Raw genomic sequence first — 26,797 nt, 5'->3', positions numbered from 1 at the left:
TTCACCCTCACATCTAACCCTGATATTGCACCCGATAGATGCGACCGTTGGCTTCTTCCGTAAACAACAAACTGCCATCCGGTAAGGCTAGCATTCCTACCGGGCGACCCCAGGTCACTGGCCCATCCGGATCGGTGAGAAAGCCTGTGACAAAATCCTCGTAATATCCTTCCGGGCGATTGTCTTGATTGAACGGAATGAATACGATTTTGTATCCCGTGCCTTCATTGCGATTCCAGGAGCCGCGAAAGGCAGCAAATGCGCCATTCTGGTAGCGTTCTGGAAAAGTACTCCCCTGATAAAATTGCATCCCCAACGCCGCTGAATGAGCTTGAAACAACACATCTGGCGTTTTGGTTTGGGCGGCCAGTGCTGGGTTGCGGCTATTGCCTCCGGGAGCCTGCCGAGGATCAAGGCGATCGGGTGTTAGATACGCATAGGGCCATCCATAAAATTCGCCCTGCTGAAGCCGCGTGAAGTAATCGGGCACCAGGTCATCGCCTAACCCGTCCCGCTCATTGACCGTGGTATACAGTTCCCCAGTCACCGGATGGAAGTCCAAACCGACTGGATTACGCAGTCCATAGGCAAAGGTTTGCTGTCCAGACCCGTCTAAATTCATCACCTGCACCGAGGCGCGGGGTAACGGTTCTCGATCGACATTGGAAGCGGAACCGACTGAAACATAGAGCTTTTGTTCGTTTGGTGAAACTACCACGTTTCGAGTCCAGTGCTGGTTGTATCCCTCTCCGGGCAGATCGGCAATCTTTTCACCCGTTCCGGTAATTTGCTCTTGCCCTTCGCTGTAGGGATAGCGGCGCACTTCGTTCGTATTGCCCAAAAAGAAATATCCGTCGGAAAAGGCCATTCCTAGCGGCAGGTTTAGTCCATTATCTGCCCCTGCAAATTTCTGACTGACATCGGCAGCACCGTCCCCGTTGCTATCCCGCAGCAGTCGGATTTGGTTCTGCGGCGTTTCTGTGACCAGCACATCGCCCGATGGAGTTATGGCTAACCAGCGAGGACGCTCTAACCCCTCTGCAAATACATTGACGACAAACCCTTCTGGGACTTGCAGGGTTGGATTGTTTGGAATCTCAACCACATTGGGAGAACGGGAAGCACTCTGGCTGTCGAAGGGATTGGGCAACCCGTCGAGCGCGATTTGGATCGGACGGGGGATGAGCGGTTCGGTTGCGACAACATTTTGAGTTTGCGCTGTTTCCGAACGGCCTGATTGGGCCACTGGAGCTGACACCGCCGAATCGGGAGAGGCCGCAGACTGGGTTGACGCGGTAGGGCTACAGGCGATCGCCCCCAATAGTACCAACATCAAAATCCGAAGTGAAGACATTACACCTTGCTCGAACAGGACAGGGGGGCGATCGCCGCCTCGACAAGTGGCGATCGCCTTCGTTTCCGTCTTAGCAAATTCTGAACGTCTTAGCCTGAGCCGTGAGCCAGAACTAGGCTGCTGTTAAAGACGGTTGGGTCTCAGAATCCGTTGCAGCCATGCCTTCAGATAGCTCAGTTGGCACACCGTCTTGAGCCAGCGACGGAGTTTTGCCTCTGCGAGCTAAATTACCGATCATCGCCAGCATGGCATTCACCTTACGGGTACGCCATTCATCAATGAGAGCTGCAACTTCAGCATGGGGCAAATATCGCTCCATAGCTTCCCGCAGATAAGCGGCGTGCCCTGTTTCGTCATGGGCAACACTAAGAATGCCTTTGCGTAAATTAGCGCTGACGGCATCATCTTGCGGTAAAGCATTCGCCATTCGCACAAAGTCTTTGCTGGCATCTAATTCCAGAATATAGGTGCTGGCAAAAAACACCTGCCAGTTGATAGTCTCTGGCTTCAGATCCGCCTGGGAATAGCCCTCAAAATAAGCTTCAAAGAAGGGACTCCGTCGCCGTTCGTCTGGCTTACCGTCGGCTGTTGTTTTGGGCAGGGATTTAAAGTCAATCACTTGCTTATTCAATTGCTTAAGACCATGAGCGAAGATATGACCGTGGCGCTGCTCATCTTGAGCATGGCGATCGAGCTTCTCGGCCAGCCATTGGTCGCCCTCTGTGGCTGCTCGCTGGCTCAACGCACTTAAAAATGGCACAGAACCGGATTCTGCTAGCTGAAACCCGGCCAGCATATCTGGACGCGTTTTTGCATCACGCATGTTGCGCGACATGATGTAAGCCGAGGCTCCCGAACCGACGAGATGAAGAAGTTGGGTGAGAAGATTCATAGAAACGATTGAACGGTGAGGAGGGTATTTACCTTATCCTAGTGCAGGGGTACCAGTGTCCTGCGCCATCTGTTATACAAAGTTGATATACAGTGCTAAAGTGACGCACCATTCACGTCGGACTGTTGCTGAATTTAATCACCAGAACCGATGCCACCATGCCCAACAGCAGGCCGCCAATGACCAAAGCGGGGTTTGCTTCCGTAACGGGTGCGGTGTCGGGTTGCAAAGCCGAACGCGCCAGTGCCGCAATCTGTTGATGAGCTGCCGTGCTGGGGTGTAGCTGATCCCAAAACAGGTAGTCGTCCGGATTGGAACAGCGAACCGCCAGACAAGCCGTATTGACGTTAGCAAAGCCATATCGAGCGGGGTTGGCGATCGCTGCATCAAACAACGTATTCACATCCAGTGGAATCAGATCAACGTCCGCCCCAAACTGCTGCTGTAACTGCTCCATCATCGCGGCCAGTTGAGCGTTGTGCTGTTGGGTTAGGGTACTGAGCCTGGCAGCGCGCTCGGTGTTTCGCGTGAGTGGAAGGGTGCCTAAATCGGGTAGATTTGCCACCAGAATTTGAGTCGCGCCCGCCTCTACCAGTTGAGTAATCGCATGGGTTAAATTGGCGATCGGCTGGGTCGTCTCGATCGCACTACCCCCAAGATAATCGTTTGCTCCAGCCCAAACCACATACAGCGCCGTTGGGTCGGGGTCTGAAGTCGTTGCGGTAAAACGATCAATCTGCTGTTGCAGCCCCACCAATGCAGAAATGGATGAGCTGTTGTTTGTGGTTCCAGTGGTAGCCCCGCCAAAGGCAAAATCGGTGAGCGAATCAGACGTTAAACCCAGATCACGAATGAGGTATTCGGGCCAGACGGGGCCGTTAGAATAACGCCCTTCAAAATAGGGAGGGCTAGGAGGCGCTTGCCGATTGGTGACTCGAAACACATTGCCTGTATCAGACAGACTGTCACCAAACACATAAACTCGATCCACTGGAGGTTCAGCCAGGGCAGACGCACCGAGCGGCCATAGGGAAGAAAGGAAAACCAGACCTGAACCAAGTAGGACGTGCAGTTTCATGCTGTCTAGCGAGTAGATTGCTGCTCTGCTTGTAGTGCATCGTTGGCGGAGATGCCATCTCCCTGGGCCCCAAAATACCAAAGGACAGCGGCAGCCTCAGCCCGAGTAGCAGGTTTCTTGGGTTGAAGCAGGGTGGTATAGCTGAAGGCACGGCGGATATTTGACAGATCGCCGTTTTGGTAATCGGCTAAGACCGCCCGCAGCGATCGCGGATCAATGCGGGTTGCATCTTGAAAGCCCCAGGTTTGCTGCACTGCGTCAATGGTGGCATTGGGCAACGTTTGGCGTGTATCAATGGGGACTTTCCACAGAATGAGTTCTTCGCGCGTTAATGGCGCATTGGGACGAAAGGTAACAGTCGTTGCATCGCCTGCTAAAGAGCTGGGAATGATCCCGGCTTCTGCTAATCCTTGAATGGCAGCAAAGTCTGGATCAGAGGTTGGTACATCCTGAAACGCGGGCTGGGACGAAGCGGTTGCAAGGCGAATTTTACGGGTAGGGCGATCGCCATACATTGAGTTATTGGCCGCCACCAACCAACGAGCATACTCCCGCCGAGTAATCTCCTGATTAGGCTTTAACTGCGATGTTAGAGCCGCGTTGTTGGCATCACCATTGCTAGCGGCGGTCACTCTCAGCACGCCTAACTGGGCTAAATCTGCAACATACTGCCGCAGTTCTTCAGGAGCTTGATCCAGATCGGTAAACGCGTCTGTTGACGTGGGTCGATCGCCACTTGCTGTTGCGCCTTCGGCGGTTTGGGCGCTCCAGTTAGCGGGCGGCACTGGGCCAATAAACTCTGGATCGCCGGGTTGAGGAGCCGACTGAGCCGTTTCAGTTGGAGATGCCGTGCCGGACATCGCCGTACTGCTACCGAGGCGGTAGGAAATGGTCAACTCTGTTTGAGGCGCTGGGAGAGCTGAATTCCCTGCGGTTGCGCTAGAAGGGGCGACCGCCACTGTTACATTTAGCCCGTCTCGTTCTGCAACCAGGTTGCCAGCGGGTTGCTCTGCATTAGCCGCTGCTGTATCCGACTGGGGCGATCGCAGATTCCAACCGTCTGAACGAAACGCATCTTGATAGAACTGCTGCACTTCAGCTTCACTGTCGGGGCTGAGCCACTCGGTTTGAGTTTCTTGCTCATCATTAGAGAAAGCGTCTGATGAGCCTGGTGCAACGTTGACTAACTCTGCATTCGGGTAGCGAGGAATTTCTGCCGGAAAGTTCGCCGGAAGCTGCGCGGTTTGAGAGGGGGTTGCACCATCGGTAACGGCGGTAGTATTGGTAGGACTGGAACTGCCAGCACCAATGGATACCGGGTTTTCCTGAAGCCGGGGGTCTGCCGCCAGCGATCGCTGTAACGACTCTGACCAACGGGCATTCGCACAGGCACCCAAGGGCAATAGCAACGTTATAGCAAGACCAGTTAAAGCAATCGATCGCTTCGGAGACATCACAGTAATCACCACTCAAGCTGGGTTCTAGTTCCTACGCTAGCTTAGATTTTCAGGAGTGTGAAAGCCACTGGAGAAAGCCGTACCAGCCGCGAAGCGTGTATCTACAATCAGTATTTTGCAGCCATTTTCATTTGCATTCACCACACTCCAAACCCTACACCCCACGCCCATCTTGGCGAGACTGTGGCTGACTCGATTGAGAACTGCTGTAAGAAGCCCGTATTTTGAGAAGTATTTTGAGATAGGAGTGGCTTTAGTTCACCCATCAACCACTGACCGCAGTTAACCCCTTAATATCATCATGACCCAATCCATTATTATCGACTGCGATCCAGGTGTGGACGACGCGATCGCCCTTTTGCTAGCATTTGCTTCCCCAGACCTTAAGGTACTGGGTATCACGACGGTGGCAGGCAATGTTCCACTCACGCTAACCCAGGCGAATGCACGACGAATCTGTGAACTAGCTGGACAGACAACCGTTCCAGTTTATGCGGGCTGTCCTCGGCCTATCATGCGATCGCTAACTACGGCAGAAGATATTCACGGCAAAACTGGGTTAGAAGGAGTGGAGTTACCAGAACCAACAATGCCGCTTCAGCCTCAGCACGGGGTTGATTTTCTCATTGAAACGCTGATGAATTCCGCCGGGGATATTATTCTGGCGACGCTGGGGCCGTTGACCAATATTGCGATCGCCCTGATCAAAGAACCCCGCATCGCGGCCAAAATTTCCAAACTGGTGCTGATGGGTGGATCAACCACAGAAGGTAACGTTACCCCATCTGCCGAATTTAATATCTATGTTGATCCCCATGCCGCCCATGTGGTGTTTACAAGCGGCATCCAGATCACCATGATTGGCCTAAACGTGACGCACCAGGTGTTGACCACTGCCGCACGGCGAGAGCGAATTCGGGCGATCGCCACTCCGGTGAGCCAGGTTGCCGCCGATTTGCTGTCACGCTACGGTACGCAGGAAGTAGAACGAGGCATGGCAGGCAGTCCATTGCACGATCCGTGTGTCATTGCGTATCTGTTGCAGCCTGACCTGTTTACGGGACACCCCGTCTTTGTTGAAGTGGAAACAGGAAGCGAACTGACGATGGGGCGTACAGTGGTTGATGCTTGGCGCAGGGGCGATCGCCCTCCCAATGCAAATGTAATCCAGACTGTGGACGCTAACGGTTTTTATGATCTACTCACTACCCGTTTGGCAAGATTGTGATTGCGCTAGCAAGATCCTGTGCGATCCATACAGGATACAACGAATCATCATCACGCCGTCTCAATGACATTGAATCAACACAATTAAGCAGCAAATATCTCCTGTAAGGGGATGGGTTAAATGTGCGGATTGTCCTACGAATTGCCCCCTTTCCTGGCTTACCGCAGGCGCTAAGCCCCCCACTTTGGGGCATTTGAGGGGTGAATGCAGCACATTTGATACTGTTAAAGCATCTGATATCCTTTGAAACATCCTGTAAGGGCATAGCATTCGGCAAATAGCCCTTGCAATACACCCAAAAGTATTGCCCGAATGCTACGCCCCTATGGGTATCGGGCTGCAAATCAGACCTTCAAAACTTCCTCTTAAAGCTGCGTCAAGAAACCCAGATAGAATCTACTATTAAGTCATACCATTGCATGAAGTTGCGAGAACAATCATCCTACAAAATAAGGCAAAGTTTGGCTTGCCTCCAACCTTTTTTGGGGTTTGAGCGTGAAAGGAATCACGCTAAAAATGAAGACCAGTTTTAAGCGACCATTTAGAGATCGAAGCAAACAGCAGAAATGAAACAACTCAAATTTTTATTCACAGTTCTTTTGAGTGCAGTCTTAACCCTATTTGTTATGACTGCCTGTAACAGCCAATCACCTGATACGGCTGGTTCTCCAGAGGCTTCTCCTGGCGCAGGGGGCAGCGGTAGTCAAACGCTGGTAATGGCAACCTCGGCAGACTACCCTCCCTACGAATTTATTGAAACGGCCAGTGGTAGCGAAGAAATTGTTGGGTTTGATGTAGATATTGCCAAATACATCACCGAACAACTGGGCTACGAGCTACAAATTAATAATGTAGACTTCAATGGTTTAATTCCAGCCTTGCAAGCGGGTCGGGCTGATTTTGTGATGGCCGGGATGACTCCGACGGAAGAACGCAAGCAAAACGCCGATTTCTCAGAGATTTACTTTGAGGCGAAAAATACCATCGTTGCCCAGCAGGGTAGTAACTTGACAACGACCGAAAGTCTGTCGGGCAAGCAAGTGGGGGTGCAACTGGGTAGCATTCAAGAAGGTGAAGCAAAAGAGATTGAGGGAGCCAATGTTGTTCCCCTGAACCGCATCAACGAAATTATTCAAGAAATTAAAGCGGGACGCATTGATGCGGCGATCGTAGAAGACACGGTTGCCAAGGGATATGTAGAATCCAACCCAGATCTGGAGTTCAATCCTATTCCAAATGCGGGAGAATCGGGTTCGGCGATCGCCTTTCCTAAGGGATCACCGCTTGTCAGTGAATTCAATACCGTGCTGCAAGAGATGAAAAGTAGCGGCAAGGTTGAAGAATTGGTGACTCAATGGTTTGGCGACGAATAGTTCACACCCGTTGATATCATTATTCTGCCTGGCCCATCATGTTCGTGATGTAGGGTGCTGTTATCCACCAAATCATCTACCAAATCGTCAGTCCAATCGGTGATGAAGTTCAAACGGTGAGTTACAGCACATTAACAGCACCCTACATCGCTTAATAACTTATTTAACTCTGTTTCTAGGCGTTGTTGAGCGTAGGAATGAATCTTAATTTCGCGCAGATTTTGCCATCCCTTCCTTATATCTTGCAAGGGATATTAGTAACGTTACAGTTCACGCTTTTGTCTGCCCTTGGCGGTTTCATTTGGGGCACGATTCTATCCTTATTCAAGATCTCCAACATTAAGCCACTTTATGCGTTTGGAGTGGCCTATACTTCTGTTTTTCGGGGTACTCCATTAATTTTGCAACTGGCGCTCGTTTACTTTGCCACACCGCAGTTAACAGGCTATACCATCTCAGCGCTAGAAGCCGGGGTGCTAACGTTTACGCTTAACTCAGCCGCTTATATTTCAGAAACCATTCGAGCTGGAATCTTGGCGGTCGATCGCGGCCAATGGGAAGCGGCTACCTCACTCGGTGTGTCTTACAAGCTGACGATGTGGGACGTTATTCTACCCCAGGCGTTCAAAAACATTCTGCCTGCCTTAGTGAACGAAAGTATTGCGCTGCTCAAAGATTCAGCGCTGGTTTCAACCATTGGCGCAGCAGATTTGTTGCGTCGCGCCAGCATTGTGGCGGCTGAAAAGTTTATCTATTTTGAACCGCTCCTGTTTGTAGGAGCGATCTATTATGCAATGGTGATGGTGTTGACGTATGCGGCGCAGTCCTTAGAACGGAGAATGCGGCTCAGTGATTAAAGTTGAATCTCTCTGTAAGTCGTTTGGCAAACTTGACGTATTGAAAGATATCTCCACAGGCATCAAGCGTGGAGAAATCGTTGCTATCATTGGCCCCTCTGGCTCAGGAAAGTCAACGCTGTTGCGGTGCATCAACCTGTTGGAAACGCCGACCCGTGGCCGGGTTTACATTGATGAGGCGGATATTACCCACCCCAAAACGGACATCATGCGGGTGCGGCAAAACGTTGGGATGGTGTTCCAACATTTCTATTTGTTTCCCCACATGACAGCCCTGGAGAACGTGACCTATGCTCCGATGAAAGTCAAAAAGATTGATAAGCAGACGGCTCGGCAGGCGGGTCTTGATCTATTGGCACGAGTGGGACTAGCCGAAAAAGCGCATGTTTATCCGTCCCGGCTTTCTGGCGGCCAGAAGCAGCGGGTGGCGATCGCTCGTTCGCTGGCAATGGAACCGGAAGTCATGCTGTTTGACGAGCCAACCTCTGCCCTTGATCCAGAAATGGTCAAGGAAGTGTTAGAAGTGATTCGGGCATTGGCTAAGACTGGAATCACAATGGCGATCGTGACGCACGAAATGGGCTTTGCGCGCGAGGTCGCAAACCGCATTCTGTTTCTGGATGAGGGGCGACTGGTGGAAGATGCACCACCCAGTGAGTTTTTTACCAACCCCAAGAGCGATCGCGCTCGTCAGTTTCTAGACAAGATGTTGTAAAGGATGTTTTAAACGTCTAATTTGTAGCCCGACACCGTAGGGGCGTAGCATTCGGCAGATAATTCTTGAAATAGACCCAGAGGTATTGCCCGGATGCTACGCCCTTCCAGGAGACATTTGATACGTTTCAAACATCCTCTAGCAGAAAACAGAGCTATAGGCCAGGGGCTAATGGCATCGTAAACCAAAAGCTTGATCCCACTCCGGGCTGGCTCTTGACATCGATTTCACCCCCGTGGGCACGAATGATTTGCTGGCAAAGGTAAAGCCCCAGGCTAATTCCAGTGAGCTGTCGTTCTTGGGGGCTACCGAGGCGCAGCTCAAACAGGTGTTTGCACTTTTCGTCGCTAATTCCCACCCCATTATCAGAGACGGTACACCGCAGCAGGTTAGCTTCAACCGTTGCGGTTAAGGTAATTTCTACACCGGGGGGGTTATGTTTAATGGCATTGGTTAACAGGTGGTTGAAAACGCGGCGGAGCTGTACTACATCAGCTAATACTGGCGGTAAGCCAGCGGTAAGTTGGTTGATGAGCTGCGTCCGGTTTTGCGTTAAGAGCGGCTCCAACTCTGTGACAACATCATGAACCAGTGCCGTTAGGGGCACGCGTTCCGGCTCAAGAATGATTCCCTGAGTTTTGCTGACATAGGCTTCTAGTAATGAGTTGAGCTTGCTAAGCTGAAACTCACCGCAGTGAATCATACGCTCCAGCATGGAGCGGCAAATTAATACGGTTTCACCAGGCTGGCTGTGCAAGTTTCGCAACACCAGCAAGGTTCCCATTACCGTTGTCCGCAGGTCGTGACAGACAGCATGTAAGAAAACTTCCTTCAACTGATTCAGCTCTTGCAACTCCTGCATCTTCTGTTGCAACTGTTCGGTTCGGTCAAAAACCTGCTGCTCCAGGTTGGCATTCAGCGTTTGAACCTGTTGATAAAGCTGCCCCTGCTGAATGGCGATCGCCATCTGGGTTGCAAGTTGCTCTAACAAATCAATTTCCAGGGGGTGCCAGTAACGGGCATCAGAACACTGATTAGCAACCATGACCCCAAAAAAGCGGTGGTTCAAAACAATGGGCACCCCTATCCCTGCTTTGATCTCAAAGCGAGTGTAGTACTCGTCTAGGAACGGGGTTCGTTGCACCTGACTGGTATCGTGAACCACACAAAGGCGATCGCGTTGAAAGGCCGATTCGACTTCCTGGTATGTTTCTGCATCCGTTGTCCATCCCAGGGCAGGCGTAAAACCAGCCGCCACCGATTCGGCAATCACTTCACCGATGCCATTCTCGTCGTATCGACTGATGAAAACGCGATCGGCGCGGAGAAACTGCCGAACTTCGGCTACAGCCGTGTTCAAGATGTCGTCCAGGTTCAGCGAACGACGAATGCGTAGCGCAATTTCTCCCAGCAGGCGATCGCGTTCTGCCGTCAACCGCATCCGTTCTTCGACCCGCTTACGTTCGGTAATATCGCGAGTGACGCAAAGCAGGCAGGGTTCTCCTCCCAGTTGAATGATTTCGGCTGAAACCAGTGCTACCCCCAATTCTCCCGATTTGCGGCAAAATTCAAATTCCTGATTATGAACACCACCGTGCTGCACTAGCTGGGTAAGCTGGGTGCGATCGACATAACTGGCCCAAACCTTTAGTTCCTGCGATGTCCGGCCAATGACTTGATCGCGTTCATATCCGGTCGTTTGCAAAAAGGTTTCATTGACATCAAGATATCGTCCATCGGCCAGAGTACTGATAGTAATAGAGTCAGGGCTAGAGCAAAATGCCTTGGAAAACTTTTCCTGAGAATCGCTTAGAGCGGCTTCTGCCTGTTTTTGAGCGGTAATATCCTGAACCGTCCCTGTAATTCCGGTGGCCCAAATTGCCACCTGTTCTCCCACAATTCGTTCAGAGCCGTCTGGTAGCACAATCCGATAATCAATAGTGTAAGGTTTCCGATGTTGGAGTGCGCTATCCATCGCTTGCCGTACATGCTCGCGATCGCTAGGATGTACGACCTGCAAAAAAACGTCCTGACCGGGCAAAACACTGTGTGGTTCAAACCCCAACAGACGATATAGCTCGTCAGACCAAGACCACTGCTGCTGGACAAAATCAAAATCCCAGTTTCCCAGTCGGGCAATTTGTTGGGCGTTTGCTAAACTCGCTTCACTGCGACGGAGTAAATCTTCGGTTCGTTGCTGTTCGGCAACTGCGGTCGCCAGCACCAGCCCGGTGATAGTGACAACGCTCATGAAGGCTTGCATCAACACGATCGCCTGTTCGCCAGTGGCGGCTCTCACAAAAGGGCCGTGGTCTCTAACCGCACCGCAGATGGCGAAACCAGAGATGATGAAGCTTGCCAGCGACGCACCAGACTGACCAAATCGCAGCGCTCCCCAAATCAACAGCGGAAACGGCAGATATTCGAGTGGATAGTCTGCGATCGCCGTATTGGTGCTTGAGCAAAAGATGAACCAGCTTGCACTACTGAGCAGAGCCAGCCAAAGCCCTGCTTCTACTCTCCGCTGCACAGGCCAACGTTGATAAAACCAGTGACCTATCGTCAGTAAAAGCGGCGTAATTACTAGAATCCCAGTACTGTCGCCCAGCCAAACGATACTCCAGTTACGCCAGACCTCGGCGCGATCGACATAGCCTAGAACCAGACCTGACCCCGTGCTAATGGTGGCATTGACGAACGCCGTTGCCATGCTGCCAAAAACGATAAACCCCAGTGCATCATGCAACCGCCCCAGGGATCGCTGAAACCCAATTTGATGCAGTAATGTAGCGCCTGCTAATGCTTGTAACGTTGCTCCTAATGCAGAGCCGCTGGCAGCCAGTAAGGATACTCCAAGGGATAAGTTAAACCATAGCGCTCCGATTGCCACACCTGCCCAGGTACGTCGCCCAAACAGTAAAACAGCGGCTAAGGCAATGCCTGCTGGCGGCCATACTGGGGAGGCTTCAACACTCAACTCCAGCACAGAAAATGCCACCTGGGCACTCACCATGTAAGCCACTGCGATCGCCCCGACGATCACCAGATAATGCCAGGAACGAATTCGGCTGTGGCTCATTGCATTTCCGACATGGCAACTTGCAGTGGCTTGATGTGAAATACCAGGCTGCATCTTCCTTATACCTTCTGGCTGTTTCAGATGGAGTGGCCGTATTCTTACAGGGCGCACAAGAAATTCATCTCACTATACGTCCAGAGTGAACGAAATGGCAGAATGGCCACTTCCTCCGAGTGGATGAGCCAATAGACGGAGATAGGGCTTCTGGCTCGGCTTTGTTTTTGCGTTCCTCAGAATTTGAAAAGGTTCGCCAATTTACAGCTTACGCAGATCTACAGCCTAAGAACCGATAGATTCGGGCAGAGTTCAAAAATTGGGGAAACATACGTAGATTCGGAACCATTAGCGTTGTCATGCTTGCGATAACTTAATGGATTGCAAACCGATATTCAGTAGTTTTGCGGTTGAGTTGCTTGGCGCTCGGATTAGCACTCAGGCCGTTCTGGCTATAACAGGGTGCGATCGCCGTTCCAAACATGGTCAACGTGGGTCTTCAGCGATTTCCACAGTGAATTTACTGAAATGCTGATGACTCCCCGTTGGCTTGTCTTGCTGAAGAGTCTCCTTGTGTTTAAAGAACCCGTTGAGAGAGCTTCAGCATCTGAGGAGCCAGCGGTCTTAAATACAGCCATTTTCCCGGTGAAATTACTACCAAGCCTCCTCCGTATTTTTTCACTTCTTCTGTAAATATACTCTTGTCAGTCGCTGGTTGCTTGAGTCTATCTAACCACTAAATCAAGTCTGCCAGAATCCATGCAAACGCCTGTGCTGTAAATGTTTTGACATAAGTGGGTAGCCTCTTTATAGGCATCTCCACTTATTAATATTTAGCGAGAGCATAACATGGCAACGGAATTCGTCGGCAACGAACTTCAGGTAAACTCTACTACCGATAGCAACCAGCGTACTTATGCACCTGAACTACCCGTTACGTTGCGACCGATGCAATCTATCGCAATGGATAGCCAGGGAAATTTCATTGTCGTTTGGGCGAGTGAAGAGCAAGACGGAAGCGGCTATGGAGTTTATGCTCGTCGCTATGATGCCGCAACTAACACATTTAGTGCCGAAACCAAAGTCAACACAGTTAATACAAGGGATCAGGTAGCCGCTTCAGTTGCTATCAATCCTCCTACTGGAGAATTTGTTGTTACCTGGTCTGACGATCGGCAAGCAGGAGAACCGGACTATAGCATCTACGCGCGTCGGTTCCAAAGCAATCCGGATGGCACAATTTCGCCTTTGGAAGGCCCAAATGGCACTAACGACTTTCGCGTCAATACCACGCTTCCTGGCAACCAGGTTTCCTCATCTGTTGCCATGGCAGCAGATGGCAGTTTCGTTATCACCTGGACTGGTGGTATCGCTGCAGACTCGGAAGACGTCTTTGCCCAACGGTTCAAGTTAGTAGCAGGAAAGGCACAAGCCGACGGCGCAGAGTTTCGCGTCAACACCTATGAATTAGACTCTCAGCAAAATTCCTCGATTGGCATGGACGCGGCAGGAAACTTTGTCATTGCTTGGCAAAGTGCAGGACAGGATGGCAGTGCATTTGGGATTGTTACCCAACGGTTTAGTGCCGCAGGGGTTCCCCTGGGGAATGAAGTTGTGATCAACTTGTCCAACGATCCTGCATCCAGTAATGGCGAGCAGACCAACCCCAGTATTGCAGTCGCTTCAAATGGCGACTATATGGTTACCTGGACAAGCAACGGACAAGATGGCAACGCGCAGGGAGTCTATGCCCGCTTTGTTCAAGCAGATGGCACACTGGGCGATATTGTTCAAGTTAACAATACAACCGTTGGCTCTCAGCAATATTCAATGGTTGCAGTTGATCCGGTCACTGGAAATTTTGTCATTACCTGGTCAAGTCGTAGTATTAGCACCAGTGAGGATGTGTTTGCCCGCCACTACACGTCAACCGGGCAAGCCTCAGGCGACGAGTTCAGAGTGAACACCACTACAGCTAAAAATCAGTGGTACTCATCGGTCGCCCTGTACAACAACAAATATGCTGTCGTTTGGTCGGATACGGCTGTGACTGCATCTGGGGATGGGTCAGATGGCAGTGGGGCTGGTGTATTTGTGCAGCAGTTTAACTTCCCAACCAACAAAAAACCCACAGATATTCTCATCAATGCCAGTTCGGAGGCCAGTGTTAATGAAAATGTCACCTCACCTCTGGGTGTTCCGATCGGAACACTGACTACAGAAGATCCAGATGATCCGCAAGCGACCTCTACCTTTATCTATTCACTGGTGGAAGGAGCGGCAGATAATAGCTCCTTCAAAATTGAGGGCGATCAGCTACTGATCACGGCTATTCCCGATTATGAAACCAAATCCAGTTATACCGTTCGTATCCGCACCCAAGATCCGTTTGGCAACCTGTTTGAAAAAGAGTTAACGATTCAAGTTAATGACCTGAACGAAAAGCCGACAAACATTACACTCACGAATAATCGAGTTAACGAGAATGTTCCTCCTAACGTGACTGTTGTCGGTGGTTTTGGGACGGACGACCCAGAGAACAGCTCCGCGACTCCTAATACTTTTACTTACAGCTTTATCACTGGCACGGGATCTGACGATAATAATAAATTCACGATTGATGGAACACAGTTAAAAATAAATGTTTCTCCCGATTATGAAACCAAAAAGACCTACAGCATCCTGGTTAGAACCACGGATACCAGTAACAGCAGCCTTTATCACGACAGCCAGTTCACTATTTACGTCGATAATGTAAACGAAGCGCCTGTTGTTAGCACGACTGCTGGAGCATTAAATTACGTCGAAAATGACGGTAAGCGACCCATTGATGCTGATATTCTGGTCGAAGATTTAGATAGTGAGCAGCTAAAAAGTGCCACGATCGCCATTAGCAGTAATTACACCACAGGTCAGGACTTTCTTAGCTTTAATTCAAGCATTAATCCGAATATTATTGGAACTTTTAATTCGGCGGCTGGCACCCTAACGCTGACGGGTACTGCTAGCGTTGCAGACTATATTCAAATCTTAAAATCCGTCACCTACGAGAATACAAGCGAAACACCCAACGAGAATCCGCGTACTATTACGATCGCTGTTACCGATGATGGTTCGTTAATTAGCAACATTGCAACCCGTACTATCACGGTTAAAAATACAGCCAACGCGCCTAAGCTGACTCCTTCCTCTGGTTCTGTCACCTTTACCGAAAACGCAGCGGCGATCGTGGTTGACCCTGGCTTAAACGTAGCGGATGTTGATAGCCCCAGTTTAACGGGTGCAACGGTCACAATTGCCAACTTCAAGGCGGGCGATCGACTCAATTTTGCCAATCAAAATGGGATTACGGGCAGTTTTAATGCCGCCACAGGCGTGCTGACGCTGACGGGTTCTGCTAGCATTGACGCTTATAAGACCGCGCTGCAATCGGTGCGCTATGACAGTACCAGCGACAATCCCGACCCGGTCGATCGCATCATTCAATTTAGGGCGTTTGATGGCCCAGACACCAGTAACCAGAGCAACTTAGCCGAACGTATCGTCAAAGTTATTCCAGTCAACGATCCGCCTGTTGTGCTGTTGTCTGGAGCCAGCCTGGAATACACCGAAAATAGCGGCGATCGCTCAATCGACGCGGGGTTAATCCTCAACGATCCAGATAGCAACATCTTATCTAGCGCCACCGTTGCCTTTACGGGTGGCTATACCAAAGGGGAAGATGTTCTTAAGTTCATTGATACCGCCAATATCACGGGAGTATTTGATGCCGAGACAGGGATTCTAACCTTAACTGGAACGGGTGCCACGATCGCAGAATTTCAGGCAGCGTTGCGAAGTGTGACCTATTCCAATGATAAGGATGATCCAAAGACGAGCGATCGCACCGTAGAGATTAGCGTCCAAGATGATCAATTGTTGGGTAGCCTTAAGGTCATCCGCACCATCAAGGTAATTGCAGTGAATGATGCGCCAGTGGTAGATGTGTCCACGGCAGCACCGCTCCCTTACACTGAAAACGACGTTGCGACGATCATTGATCCGGATATCGATATTTCCGATGTTGATAGCACTCTCCTATCAGGCGCAACCATTCGCTTTAGCAACACTAGCTATGTTTTCGGTGAAGATCGTCTGGTCTTTGAAACCTATACTAATGCCGGGACAACTATCATTGGGGCGTTTGATGCGGCTACCGGAACGCTAACGTTAACGGGTGAAGGTTCCGTTACAGACTATAAAGAAGCGCTCCGTCTGGTTAAGTACGAGAATACCAGCGACAACCCTAACGCGGCTACTGTTCGTGTTGTTGAATTCCAGGTCACCGATAAAGAAGGGGCTACCAGTGCCGCTGACTTTCGCTCGATCGCTATTACAGCCGTTAACGATCGCCCAACCACTACAGGCGTTGGCGATGTTGAGGTGAATGCCAATGCTCCTGATCAATTCATTAATTTATTTGCGGCCTTTGATGACGCTGAAGATCCTGACGAGCAGTTAATCTACACCGTTACATCCGTTAGTGATCCTGGCCTTTTTAGCAGCACCAACATTGTAAACGGGCAACTCAAGCTTGACTTTGCTGCCAACACGATTGGTTCATCAACGGTCACCTTGCGCGCCACGGATACAGCCGGAGAATGGGTTGAAACAACGTTCAACGTTACGATTAACCCAATCATCACGACTCCGCCGCAAATCACGCTGTCGTCGGGTGACGTTACTTATATTGAAAATGATCAACCCATCTTAATTGACTCGGGGTTAACGCTGGACGATCCAGATAGCCCCATCAAAGCAGCCACAGTTGTCATTGCAGAAGGGTATCAAAAGGACTTCGATAAGCTTGAGTTTACTGATACGCCTAAAATTATCGGTTCGTTTAACTCGCTGACGGGCGTTTTAACGTTAACAGGTGAGGCGACAGTTGCAGAATATGAAACTGCACTGCGATCGGTCAAGTTCGTCAACACCAGCAACAATCCCAGTACTGATCCACGCTTAATTAAATTTGGCGCGGTGGACACCGACAACAACGATAGTCCTCCCACAACCCGCACGATTCAGGTGGGTGCCGTTAATGATGCGCCCGTGATCACCCTGACAACCAGTGACCTCAACTATCTGGAAGGCGCGAACCCGATCGCCATTGATGGGGCGCTCACTGTTAAAGATGTGGATAGTACTCAGCTAACCGGGGCAACCATCAAAATCGTTGGCTATGCGGGAAGCCAAGATCAGCTCAGTTACACGCTTGGGGCTGGGATAACAGCAGAAGCGATCGATGCAACTGGCACGTTAAGGTTAACGGGTTTAGCGTCTATTGCTGCCTATGAAGCCACGCTGCGATCGATCCAGTACTTCAATACCAGCAACAACCCCAATACGAGCGATCGCACGATTCAAATTAGCGTTACTGATGGTGAAGATACCAGTAATCTGGTGAATCGCTTAATCAAAATTACAGCAGTTAACGATGCCCCGGCTGTTGTGACGACAGGAACCGCCCTCAACTATGCCGAAAATGCAGGGGCGATCGTGTTTGACTCGGGCATAGCAGTCAGCGATCCAGATAGCACAGCATTGGTCAGCGCAACGGTCACGATTGTTGGTTATGACCCGGATCAAGACCTGCTCAGCTACACGGCTCCAAACGGAGTGAGTATTACAGGCACATTCGATAACGGCGTTCTCACCTTATCTGGCAGTGCTTCATTACAAGATTATCAAAAAGCGCTACAAGCGATTCAATATACCAACAAGAGTGATAATCCTAGTCTGAGCCGCACGGTTCAAGTGGTGGTCAATGATGGTGATAAGGATAGTTCTGTGGCAACACGAACCATCACCATTACTCCAGAAAATGATGCTCCTGTTGTTGTAACAACGGCTGCGGCTCTAAATTATGCTGAAAATGACGGATTGATTGTCATTGATAGTGCGCTGACGGTAAAGGATGTTGATACTCTAAACCTGGTTAAAGCAACGATCGCCATTGAGGGTTTCCAGACAGGGCAAGAGCGGCTGGAGTTCCAGAACCAAAACGGCATTACGGGAAGCTTTGTTGCAGCAACGGGTGTTTTAACGCTAACGGGAACGGCAACGGTTACTCAGTATGAAGCGGCACTGCAATCGATCAAGTTTATCAATGAAAGTTCCGATCCAGATACCGCCGATCGCACCATTCGGTTTATTGTCAATGATGGCGATAAGGATAGTCTTGTTGCAACACGCACCATCGAGATTACGGCAAACGATAATCCGCCTCAAATCTCCATCGCTTCTGGCATACTGCCGTATCGGGAGGGTGATGGAGCCACCGCTATTGATAGTGAGATTGGTGTTAGTGATGCTGATAGCGTAACGCTCACCGGAGCAACGATCAAAATCACGAATTATGTCAATGGACAAGATGTTCTAACGTTTGCAAGTAAGTACGGCATCACTGGCGAATTTAAGCTAGATACCGGAGTTTTGACCTTGGCCGGGAATGCCTCCGTTGACGAATACAAAGAGGTTTTAAGGTCGGTTCAGTACGAGAACACGAGCGATAACCCTGATACACGCGATCGCATCATTGAATTTAAAGTCAGTGACCAAACCTCCAGCAGTGCGGCGGCCACTCGCACCATTCAGGTGGGTGCCGTCAACACGCCTCCATCGTTGAGTCTATCGACCACCTCCCTCAACTACCTTGAAGGAGAGGGTTCACTTGCGATCGACCCCAATCTCAATGTCATTGACCCAGACAGTGCCAATCTGGAAAGTGCCTCTGTCCAGCTCCTTGGCTTTGTTTCAGGCGAAGATGAATTAAGGATTACCCTCGGTTTTGGCATTACGGGTAGCTACGATGCGGCTACTGGCAGGTTGCAACTGGCGGGTAAAGCATCAGTAGATAACTATCGCTCAGTGTTGCAATCGCTGCAATATTTCAATAATAGCCAGAACCCTACAGCAACAGCTCGCACGGTTCAAATTACTGTCACCGACGAGCAAACAGCCGTCAGCAATCCGGCTACCCTCACGCTTCAATTGACTCCTGTTAATACGGCACCATCTGTTACCGTATCGACGGCGACATTAACTTATCAGGAAGGCGCAGATCTGGTGGCCATTGATAGTGCCATTAAGGTTGCTGATCCAGATAGCGCCACCCTCTCAGGTGCCATCATTAAAATTGTTGGATTTGTCAATAATCAGGACACATTAGACTTTCAACCGCTCGATGGGATCGGCATTACGGGCAGCTTTGATGCAGCCACTGGAATTCTGGAACTAACCGGAACCGCCTCAGTTGTCGATTATCAGACAGCGTTGCAATCGGTTCAGTACATCAACAACAGCCTGAATCCAGATTTCTCCAGCCGTACGTTAGAAATAACTGTAAAAGACGATCAGCTCAAGTCCAGCAATACTGCCACTATCAGGATTGAGATTGATCCCATTAACACGGCTCCTACCATTGAAACCTCTAATACATCATTACCCTATGATGAGGGCAGTGGCGAACAACTCATTGATAGTGAGATCACGATTCAAGATCCAGACAGCCCAAACCTGACCAAGGCGACGATCAAAATCAACGGGTACATCAAAGATGAAGATACGCTTCTCTTTGCTAACCAAAATGGCATTACAGGTGATTTTGACACAGCCACCGGAGTTTTAACCCTAACTGGAAATAGCTCGATCGCCAACTATGAAACCGCGTTGCAATCGATCCGCTATCTTAACAACAGCCAGAATCCCAGCACCGCTGCACGCACACTGGAATTTACTGTTTTTGACGAATCGCTACCCAGTTCGATCGCCACGCGAATAATTGAGATCAATGCCATTGCAACCGCCCCAACAGTAGCACTAGCGGCAACGTCCCTCAACTACCTGGAAGGAACCAGCAGCACCGTTCTCGATGCTGGTATTCTGGTCACCGATCCAGACAGCACGGATTTGGTCAGCGCCACTGTTACAATTGTGGGCTACAAAAAGGGACAGGATACCCTCACATTTACGCCCCAGGGCGGCATCGTTGGCACGTTCGACATTGATACTGGCGTGTTGACCTTCACCAACACGGCATCGGTTGGAAACTATCAATCGGTATTGCAATCGGTTCAATACTTCAACGACAGCCAGAACCCAGATACCAGCGATCGCATTATTCAGTTCATTGTCAATGATGGCCCGTCTAACAGCGCTCTTAAAACGCTGACGCTTAAGGTTACAGCCGTTAACACAGCGCCATCCGTTGGAATCGTTACAGCGTCCCTTGTCTATGCAGAAGGGGCTGGCAATCTGGCGATCGACCCTACTCTGACGGTGATCGATCCAGATAGCCCGAAGTTGATGGGAGCCACCGTAAAACTCACGGGTTACATCAGCACGGAAGATATCCTCAACTTTACGCCAGTTACAGGTATCTCTAGCACCATCAACGGCGGTATCCTCACGTTTACAGGAGAAGCGTCGCTTGCAAGCTACCAAGAGCTGCTCCAATCGATCACCTATCGCAACAGCAGCAGCAATCCCACCATTGCTCCCCGCACTCTAGAAGTTACGGTTACAGATGGGGAGAAAACGAGCCAACTCGTCAGTCGCCCGATTCAAATTACGCCGATCAATACTCCACCTTCCGTAACGCTGGGGCAGACCCCCATTGCGTATCGAGAAGGAGATGCTGCCGTTCTCATTGATGCCAACGTAGGCGTGAGCGACCCAGACAGTCTTAACCTCACAGGGGCGACGGTTAAACTCATCGGCTTTGTGGGTAATGAAGACGAGTTAATCTTTGTCCCAATTAACGGCAATCCTGTTACGGGTAGTTTCAACAATCAAACGGGCGTTTTAGAACTGACGGGAAATGCCACCCTGGCTCAATATCAGGCTGCGTTGCAATCCATCCAGTACTTCAATGGCAGCAACAACCCCAATCCTGCCGATCGCACCGTTCAAGTAACTGTAACCGATGGTGCGATCGGTAGCCAGGTTGTTAGCCGTATCATTCGAATTACGCCAGTTAACACCGCTCCGACGGTCACGTTCAGCTCAACTTCACTGGCTTATACAGAAGGAGCAGGCGCAGTCGCGATCGACGCTGGTTTGAACGTGACCGATCCAGACAGTCCTCAACTGACGGGTGCAACCATTCAACTGGTGGGCTACGTGGCTTTGCAGGACTCCTTGCAGTTCACTAACCAAAACGGCATCACCCACACCTTTGATGCTGCCCTTGGGGTGTTAACGCTCAGCGGTGCGGCGACTGTTGAACAGTACAAAACAGCACTGCAATCGCTTCGCTATATCAATACCAGCAGTAATCCCAATACAGATGCACGTAAGGTACGGATCACCGTTACAGACGGCGCACTTTCCAGCGTTGCCGTTGAGCGATCGATTCAAATCACTGCGGTCAATACGGCTCCTTCGGTCAGCCTGACGAGTGCCCAACTCACCTACAACGAAAATGCCGGAGCTGTCACCATTGATGCCGGATTAGACGTGACCGATCCAGACAGCGTCAATCTTACGGGTGCAACCGTCAAGCTGAATGGCTTCATTGACGGGCAAGATGATCTCACATTCACTCTGCCCAGCGGTATTACCCTGAGCAGTTTCGATCGCGTCAATGGGTTAGTGCAGTTTACAGGTAACGTTTCGGTTGGCAGCTATCAAACGTTGTTGCGATCGCTCAAATACATCAATACCAGCAGTGATCCCAGCACGACTTCCCGCACCATAGACATTAGCGTTACGGATGGCGACAAAACTAGTGCCGTTGTCAGTCGGCCCATTCAAGTCGTTGCGATCAACAATGCGCCCGTCATTACACCTGCCGTCAGCGCATTATCCTACAACGAAGGATCTGGTGAAGTTGCCGTAGATGGATCGCTCACGGTTGCCGATCCTGACAGTCCTCTACTGAAAAGCGCGACTGTCAAAATTCTGGGATATGTCAATGGTCAAGATCTGTTGACGTTAGCGCCACAATCCGGTATTACCCATCTGTTTGATGCTGCAACCGGCGTATTGACTCTGAGCGGTGATGCGTCCGTTGCCGCCTATCAAACGGCTTTACGGGCAATTCGGTACAGCAATACCAGCACCAACCCCAATACGGGCGATCGCACTATTGAATTCACGGTCAATGATGGAACGGTTAACAGCACCCCTAAAACCCGTGTAATCAAGGTCAACGCAATTAATACCCCTCCCTTGATTGCTGTGTCTTCACCTTCACTAAATTATGCTGAAGGTACGGGCGCTGTGGCGATCGACCCAACCTTCAACCTGAGCGATCCAGATAGCCCCAACTTAACGGGTGCCACTATCAAACTGGTGGGGTATGTGCAAGGACAAGATGCGCTTAATTTCACCAATCAAAGTGGCATCACGGGCAGCAGCATCACGGTAGCGGGTGTCTTAACGCTGACCTTGAGCGGTAACGCATCTGTTGCCGCTTACTTAACGGCGCTGCGTTCAATCACCTATGCCAATAGTGCTGCCAATCCAGCAACCACGGCTCGCACGATTGAAATTACTGTCACCGATGGTGCCGCTACTAGCAACCTTGCTACGCGCACCATTCAAATTGATCTCGTCAACGATCCGCCTGTTGTCACTCCCTCTCCCAGTGCGTTGGGGTATACCGAGGGGGTTGGTGAAGTCGCTATTGATGCCAATGTGACCGTTGCTGATCCAGACAGTACCCTGCTCAAGGGCGCAACAATTTCGCTGATTGGTTTTGTTGCCGCAGAAGATGATTTAAAATTTACCTCCCAAAACGGTATTTCTGGCAGCTTTGTGAATGGAGTGTTGACGCTCACCGGGGATGCGTCCGTTGCCAACTATCAAGCGGCACTGCGCTCCATTCGATACATCAACAGCAGCGAAGACCCAACGGTAACGAACCGCACGTTGGAAATGGCGGTAACGGATGGCGATAAAACGAGCCAAATTGCTCGTCGCACCATTCAAATTACAAAGGTTAATACGGCTCCTAGCGTTACGCCATCTGCCTCTCAACTGACGTACACAGAAGGGGCAGGCGAAGTGGCGATCGACCCCAACCTGGCGGTCATAGATCCTGATAGCGCTAACCTGACTCAGGCGATCGTCAAACTGGTCGGTTATGTCAATGGTCAAGATCGGCTTAACTTTAGCAACCAGAACGGCATCACTGGCAGCTTTAATATTGCCACTGGAGTGCTGACACTGACGGGTTCTGCTTCCATCAGTAATTATCAGACGGCACTGCGCTCCATCCGATATATCAACAATAGCGACAATCCAACTACCAGCGCTCGCACATTAGAAATTACGGCAACGGATGGCGACAAAACGAGCCAAATTGCTCGTCGCACCATTCAAGTAGTGGCTGTCAACACGCCTCCTTCGGTGATAACAGCTCAAAATGCATTGAACTATCGGGAGGGGGATGGCGAAGTCAGGATTGACACGGCGGTCTCAGTAACAGACCCCGACAGCAATATTTTGACCGGAGCCATGATCAAGCTGGTTGGCTTTCAGTTGGGACAGGATGAGCTGAGGTTTGCGGCTCAAAACGGCATTATTGGAAGTTTCAATTCTGCAACTGGCGAATTGACACTGAGCGGCAGTGCTTCGATCGCCAATTACCAAACGGCGCTGCAATCGATTCGCTACATCAACACCAGTCAAAATCCGAATGTTAGCAACCGCACGCTGGAAATCACGGTAACGGATGGCGACAAGACGAGCCAGGTTGCCCAACGCATTATCCAGATGACAGCCGTTAACAATCCTCCTACGGTAGTCACCACGTCATCCCCGTTGACGTACACCGAAAAGGCCGGAGCGATAGCGATCGACAGCACCATCACCGTCACCGATCCGGATAGCGCCAACCTGACAGAAGTGACCATTGCCATTGGCAACTACGTAGTAGGGCAAGACAGCCTCAGCTTCGTCTCTAAATATGGCATTACAGGCAACTTCAATGCGAGTGCAGGCATTCTGACGTTGACGGGCAATACCTCGGTCGCCAACTTTGAGGAAGTGCTGCGATCGGTAACCTACCTCAATAACAGCAACAGTCCAGACACCCGAAATCGGACTATTCGGTTCAGCGCTACGGATGGCCTGGTCTACAGCAATATCGCTACCCGCACGATCCAGATCCAGGCGATCGAAGAAGCACCGGTGGTGACAACCTCTTTGACATCACTGGTTTACACCGAAAACACAGGCGCGATCGCCGTTGACAATGACCTTACCGTCCTTGACCCCGACAGCACCAATCTCACTGGGGCAACCGTTGTGATTGGTGGCTACGTTGCTGGACAAGATACGCTGAGCGTTGACCTCAAATATGGCATCACAGGCAGCTTCAATGCGGGAACCGGAACCCTAGACTTGAAAGGAACAACATCGGTTGCCAACTATCAAGCCATACTGCGATCGATCCGCTATACCAACTCTAGCACCAACCCCAATACAGCCAATCGCACCATTCAGTTCAAGGTAACCGATGGTGTGGTTGAAAGTGCTGTGGCGACTCGCACCGTTCAGATCAATCCCATCAACGATGCGCCAATTGTCGTAACGTCGCTCAATTCCATTGCTTACGTCAGAAACTCAGGCGTGGTGGCGATCGATCAAAACCTCACGGTCGGCGATCCAGATAACGCCACTCTTGCCAGTGCCACCGTAATTCTGTACGGCTATGTACCCGGTGAAGATAGCCTTGATGTTACGAAGGAATCCGGCATTACCGGAGGGTTCGATAGCACTACTGGCGTGTTGACTCTCACGGGAACTGCTTCAGTCGCCGCTTATCAAAAGACATTGCGATCGATCACCTACATCAACAACAGCACTGCACCCACCCCAACTACTCGCCAGGTTGAGATTGTCGTCAGCGATGGGTTGGCTACGAGCAACGCTGTTACGGGAACCATCCAAATTTCGTTCAATCGCAATGCGCCTGAGGTTGATCTGAACGGGGCTGCTTCAGGTATTGATTTTGATACCCGTTTTGTTGTGGGAGGTGTTCCCGTCCAGATTGCCAGTAACAATGCCGTTGTTAAAGATCTCGATAGCTCAATGCTGACATCGGCGATCGTTGTTATCGCCAATGCGCTGAACTGGCCGGATGAAGAGCTAGTAGCTGCCACCGCGGGAACTGGAATTACCGCTGTTTACAATGCCCCCACAGGGTCGTTGAAACTGAGCGGTATAGCCTCGATCGCAACCTATCAGCAAGTCTTACGGAGCGTCACCTATCACAACCGTTCGGCTAATCCAGACATGACTCCCAGGCAGGTGGCCTTCATCGCTAACGATGGCGATAACAACAGCCTGTTAGCAAAAACGACAGTGAGCTTAACTCAAGGCACATCGTCTACTGGTACGCCCGGTTCAGATCTAAACCTGGTCACCACCCCCGATACTGACATCATTACTGCTCTGGACGGCGACGATATTGTTACGTCTACTCTGTTCAATTTGCAACAAGACGACGTGCTGAATGGCGGCTCTGGTGTTGATACTTTTGTACTTACCGATGGGTCTGGAACTGCTACTGTAAATGTCAGCAATACGGCAAGACAGCTTTCAGGGATCGTGCCAACTGGCACAATCGTCAGCAACTTTGAGCGATTTGATTTCAGTGGATTTGCAGGCCGTGTCACCATGACGGGCAGCGATACCCTAAACGACAGTCTGGTGGGTGGCTCAAGCCATGATGCGCTTGATGGTCGAGCAGGAGATGACATCCTGACTGGCAATGCTGGCAATGACACTCTGGATGGTGGATTGGGGCAGGACACGCTCAGGGGTGGGCTGGGTGATGACCTTTACATCGTCGATAGTGTGGGCGATGTGGTGATTGAAGCGGTCAACGCTGGCATCGATACCGTGCAGTCAGCGATCGACTTCACGCTGGGAGACAACATAGAGCGGTTAATTTTGACCAATGGGGCGTTGACAGGCACTGGAAATTCACTCAACAACTACATCGAAGGGAACCGTTTAAAGAATACTCTAGTCGGTGGTCTTGGGAATGACACCCTTATCGGTGGCGCGGGCAAGGACAAACTGGTTGGCGGTGGCGGTGATGATCATCTCACAGGAGGTCAGGGGAAGGACACGCTCAAAGGTGGCGCTGGCAAAGACGGATTCTACTTCGCAACAGCCCGCTCCGGGTTAGACACCATCAAGGACTTTAAACCAATCGATGACACTATCTTTGTTTCAAAGGCAGGATTTGGCCGAGACCTGAAGCGTGGCAAGCTCGCCTCCAGCCAGTTTGTTCTGGGAAGTCGGGCGATCGACTCTGGCGATCGCTTTATCTACGATCAACGTACGGGCGCACTATTTTTCGACAAAGACGGCAGCGGAGGTGCAGCGCAAATTCAAATTGCCGTCCTGTCTAACAAAGCCGCTTTAACGAGTGCTGATATCGTTGTAATTGCGTAAACCTGGGGCAACCTGCGTTGCAGAGGGATAGCCTCTGCCAATAGCATGGAGCTGGACAGACCAATGATTGCCTAGCGCCTTGATCAGAAGAACAGGTATTCTGTCTTCTGCCAATGGTGCTGTCTGCGATTTTCAAAGCTGTGGGCAGTAGATGTGCGGATCAAAAACCGTCCATCTGCAAATCATCCGGATAGGTCCCAAGTATTAGAGTAAGGCTGTCCAGTGCATTTATTAAATTCTTCTGACGATGGTGCTGATTGTGTGATTAGAGATTGCATCGGCAGAAGCGAATTGATAAACCTTAGCAATTACGTAG

The 26,797-nt window shown here is 50.5% G+C and carries 10 protein-coding genes; 5 read left to right on the top strand and 5 right to left on the bottom strand.

Features of this window, described 5'->3' with window-relative positions:
• Positions 1–13: 13 nt before the first annotated feature.
• The 4 genes from IQ268_RS22770 to IQ268_RS22755 all read right to left on the bottom strand — a co-directional run bounded on the left by IQ268_RS22770 (position 14) and on the right by IQ268_RS22755 (position 4,778).
• Entirely contained in the window at positions 14–1,354 is a 1,341-nt protein-coding gene (locus IQ268_RS22770; RefSeq protein WP_193884044.1) for a sorbosone dehydrogenase family protein, read from the bottom strand.
• A 112-nt stretch (positions 1,355–1,466) separates the two neighbouring features.
• Positions 1,467–2,246 carry a ferritin-like domain-containing protein gene (locus tag IQ268_RS22765; RefSeq protein ID WP_193884042.1) on the bottom strand — a complete coding sequence of 260 codons (780 nt, stop codon included), beginning with the start codon at positions 2,244–2,246 and terminating at the stop codon, positions 1,467–1,469.
• A gap of 112 nt (positions 2,247–2,358) precedes the next feature.
• Positions 2,359–3,324 carry an SGNH/GDSL hydrolase family protein gene (locus tag IQ268_RS22760; RefSeq protein ID WP_193884040.1) on the bottom strand — a complete coding sequence of 322 codons (966 nt, stop codon included), beginning with the start codon at positions 3,322–3,324 and terminating at the stop codon, positions 2,359–2,361.
• 5 nt (positions 3,325–3,329) lie between these two features.
• A complete protein-coding gene (locus tag IQ268_RS22755) occupies positions 3,330–4,778 on the bottom strand; it encodes an S-layer homology domain-containing protein (RefSeq protein ID WP_193884068.1) in 1,449 nt (482 codons plus the stop codon).
• Between the two features lie 304 nt (positions 4,779–5,082).
• Here IQ268_RS22755 and IQ268_RS22750 point away from each other — a divergent pair, with 304 nt between their 5' ends.
• From IQ268_RS22750 to IQ268_RS22735, 4 genes are all read left to right on the top strand, one after another.
• Complete coding sequence (locus IQ268_RS22750) at positions 5,083–6,009, top strand: nucleoside hydrolase (RefSeq protein WP_193884039.1); 927 nt, start codon at positions 5,083–5,085, stop codon at positions 6,007–6,009.
• Positions 6,010–6,575: 566 nt separating this feature from the next.
• A complete protein-coding gene (locus tag IQ268_RS22745; RefSeq protein WP_193884037.1) occupies positions 6,576–7,382 on the top strand; it encodes a transporter substrate-binding domain-containing protein in 807 nt (268 codons plus the stop codon).
• Positions 7,383–7,579: 197 nt separating this feature from the next.
• Entirely contained in the window at positions 7,580–8,239 is a 660-nt protein-coding gene (locus tag IQ268_RS22740; RefSeq protein WP_193884035.1) for an amino acid ABC transporter permease, read from the top strand.
• Entirely contained in the window at positions 8,232–8,954 is a 723-nt protein-coding gene (locus IQ268_RS22735; RefSeq protein WP_193884033.1) for an amino acid ABC transporter ATP-binding protein, read from the top strand. The genes IQ268_RS22740 and IQ268_RS22735 overlap by 8 nt, the downstream gene beginning before the upstream one ends.
• Positions 8,955–9,108: 154 nt before the next feature.
• Here the strand turns inward: IQ268_RS22735 and IQ268_RS22730 are convergent, their stop codons facing one another.
• Complete coding sequence (locus IQ268_RS22730) at positions 9,109–12,033, bottom strand: MASE1 domain-containing protein (RefSeq protein ID WP_193884031.1); 2,925 nt, start codon at positions 12,031–12,033, stop codon at positions 9,109–9,111.
• 843 nt (positions 12,034–12,876) lie between these two features.
• Here IQ268_RS22730 and IQ268_RS22725 point away from each other — a divergent pair.
• Positions 12,877–26,481: a hypothetical protein gene (locus IQ268_RS22725; RefSeq protein ID WP_193884072.1), complete on the top strand. Its 13,605-nt coding sequence runs from the start codon at positions 12,877–12,879 to the stop codon at positions 26,479–26,481.
• Positions 26,482–26,797 lie beyond the last annotated feature (316 nt).

It is taken from the genome of Oculatella sp. LEGE 06141 (genome assembly GCF_015207605.1).
Taxonomy (GTDB): domain Bacteria; phylum Cyanobacteriota; class Cyanobacteriia; order Elainellales; family Elainellaceae; genus Oculatella.
This window is presented reverse-complemented; position numbering and strand designations above follow the sequence as displayed.